This is a genomic window from Nocardiopsis lucentensis DSM 44048, assembly GCF_000341125.1.
GTDB classification, from domain to species: domain Bacteria; phylum Actinomycetota; class Actinomycetes; order Streptosporangiales; family Streptosporangiaceae; genus Nocardiopsis; species Nocardiopsis lucentensis.
The window spans coordinates 1-2,249 of sequence record NZ_ANBC01000707.1; the positions used below are offsets into that span (position 1 = coordinate 1).

The 2,249-nt window shown below is 72.6% G+C and carries 3 protein-coding genes (1 of these 3 running past the window's edge); 1 reads left to right on the forward strand and 2 read right to left on the reverse strand.

What is annotated here, in order from left to right; genetic code table 11:
• Positions 1 to 246: 246 nt before the first annotated feature.
• Positions 247 to 1,617, forward strand: coding sequence for a DNA repair protein RadA (radA, locus tag D471_RS0124675; protein WP_017601088.1), 1,371 nt, complete (start codon positions 247 to 249; stop codon positions 1,615 to 1,617).
• Positions 1,618 to 1,659: 42 nt separating this feature from the next.
• Here radA and D471_RS0124680 read toward each other — a convergent pair whose 3' ends face one another.
• Both D471_RS0124680 and D471_RS36005 read right to left on the reverse strand, forming a co-directional pair.
• Positions 1,660 to 2,073 carry an SSI family serine proteinase inhibitor gene (locus D471_RS0124680; RefSeq protein ID WP_017601089.1) on the reverse strand — a complete coding sequence of 138 codons (414 nt, stop codon included), beginning with the start codon at positions 2,071 to 2,073 and terminating at the stop codon, positions 1,660 to 1,662.
• A gap of 76 nt (positions 2,074 to 2,149) precedes the next feature.
• Positions 2,150 to 2,249: the end of an SSI family serine proteinase inhibitor gene (locus tag D471_RS36005; protein WP_017601090.1), read on the reverse strand. 467 nt of this gene lie beyond the right edge of the window; 100 of the gene's 567 nt are visible here — the last part of the coding sequence; its start codon lies beyond the right edge, outside the window; it ends in the stop codon at positions 2,150 to 2,152.

Below are 2,249 nucleotides of genomic sequence, written 5' to 3' on the forward strand. Positions count from 1 at the left end.
AGCGGAACGGCCAGGAGCGGGGTTCGGCGGGGGGCGCGGGGTCGGGAAGCGGACACGGTCGTGCTGTCGTCGGTGCGGGGCACGCGGGTTCCTCTCCAGTGGGGGACCAGGGGTGTCGGACCCTACGCATTCTGTAACACAACCTACGAACGACGTTGACTAACTCGTAGGTAACTTTCACCTGCCCCGACGTGCCACGAATCTGTCCCGCCCGGCGTGTCTTCGGGAGGCGTTAGCGTGGCGGGCATGGCCAAAGCAGCGAAGACGACGTTCCGGTGCACCGAGTGCGGATGGAGCACCCTCAAGTGGGTGGGCCGCTGCGGTGAGTGCCAGGCCTGGGGCACGGTCGAGGAGGCGGGCGCCCCGGCCCCGGCCGCGGTCGCGGCGGCACCGGTGACCTCCCGCGCCCGGCCCATCACCGAGATCAGTGTCGAGACCGCCGAGGCCGTTCCCACGGGGGTGGACGAACTCGACCGCGTCCTCGGCGGAGGCGCCGTCCCCGGCGGTGTCGTGCTGCTCGCCGGCGAACCGGGCGTCGGCAAGTCGACGCTGCTGTTGGAGGTCGCCGCGATGCGGGCCGCGGAGGGCCCCGTCCTGTACGTGACCGGGGAGGAGTCCGCCGGTCAGGTGCGCCTGCGCGCCGAACGGCTCGACGCGCTCTCCGACAAGCTGTTCCTGGCCGCGGAGACCTCGATCGCCTCCCTGGTCAGCCACGTCGAGGCGGTCGGCCCCCGGCTGCTCATCGTGGACTCGGTGCAGACCATGGTCTCCCCGGAGGTGGCCGGGGTGCCCGGCGGCGTCACCCAGGTCCGCCAGGTGACGGGGGCGCTGATCCAGATCGCCAAGGAGCGCGGTATCGCGACGGTCCTCGTCGGCCACGTCACCAAGGACGGCTCCATCGCCGGCCCCCGCCTGTTGGAACACCTGGTGGACGTGGTCCTGCACTTCGAGGGCGAGCGCCACTCGCAGCTACGGCTGCTGCGCGCGGTCAAGAACCGGTACGGGCCCACCGACGAGATCGGGTGCTTCGAGCTGACCGAGAACGGCATCATCGGGCTCCCGGACCCCAGCGGGCTCTTCCTCACGGAGCGCACCGACCCGGTGCCAGGGACGTGCGTCACGGTCACCCTGGAGGGGCAGCGGCCGCTCATCACGGAGGTGCAGGCGCTGGTGGCGCCCACTCCGCTGCCCGCGCCCCGCAGGGCCACGTCCGGGCTGGACACCTCCCGGGTGAACATGATCCTGGCGGTCCTGGAGAAGCGCACGGGTATGCGACTGGCCAACATGGACGTGTACGCCTCCACGGTGGGCGGCGTACGCCTCGGGGAGCCCGCGGTCGACCTCGCCCTGGCCCTGGCGGCGGGCAGCTCCAACAACGACGTGGCCCTGCCGCGCGGGTTCATCGCGATCGGTGAGGTCGGCCTGGCCGGGGACATCCGCGCCGTGAACGGGGTCCAGCGCAGGATCGCGGAGGCACAGCGGCTCGGCTTCACCGAGGCGGTCGTGCCCAAGCACTCCGGCGACCCCGTGCCCGGGATCCGAACACACGAGGTGGAGGAGCTCAGCGAGGCGCTCGCCTGGGTGGCCCGGCGGTCCAAGCGCGCGCGGGGCGGGTGACGGGCGGGCCGAAGCGAAGCGGCAGGCCCCAGGGGGACACCGTCAGAAGTCGAAGACGACGCCCTTGGCCGCGTGCAGCAGACAGGTGTTGCCGAACTTCGCCCGGTAGTTCTCAGAACCCCGCGCGGACGCGATGACCGGGCGGTACTCCAGTGTGCAGGCCGCGGCCGGATCGGCCGGGACGGCCTTGATCGACCCCGCCCGGGCGATGGCCGCGCAGGCGTCGGCCGCTCGCGGGTGGCTCCCCGCTCCGCCCTTGGGAGCGCACACCAACGAGACCTCCCGCACCGACTCGTCCTCGAACCCGACGCCCTCGACCACCTGGAGCCGGTAGGCCCGGTAGACGGGATGCGCGGGCGGGTCCGCGGCGGGGACCTCGGCGGCCGCGGGCGCGGCGGGGACGAGGGCGATCGCGGTGGCGGCGCAGGCGGCGAGCGCGGCCGTTACGGCTCTCATGATGGCCTCCGGCACATCGGTGGGGTGTCAGGCACGGGAGCGGGCCGTGCCGTCACATCACTCACTTACGACTCTTCTACCCCGAACGAAGGGGTGCGCGCGGCCAGGACGGCCGACGTCGCGAAGGCTCGGGCCTCACCCTCCGAACGGGGTGGCCGCCGCGGCTACCAGTAGTG

Bases quoted from the DNA above. Each gene is read 5' to 3' on its own strand.
- radA (WP_017601088.1), top strand. From the start codon at position 247: ATGGCCAAAGCAGCGAAGACGACGTTCCGGTGCACCGAGTGCGGATGG.
- D471_RS0124680 (WP_017601089.1), bottom strand. From the start codon at position 2,073: ATGAGAGCCGTAACGGCCGCGCTCGCCGCCTGCGCCGCCACCGCGATC.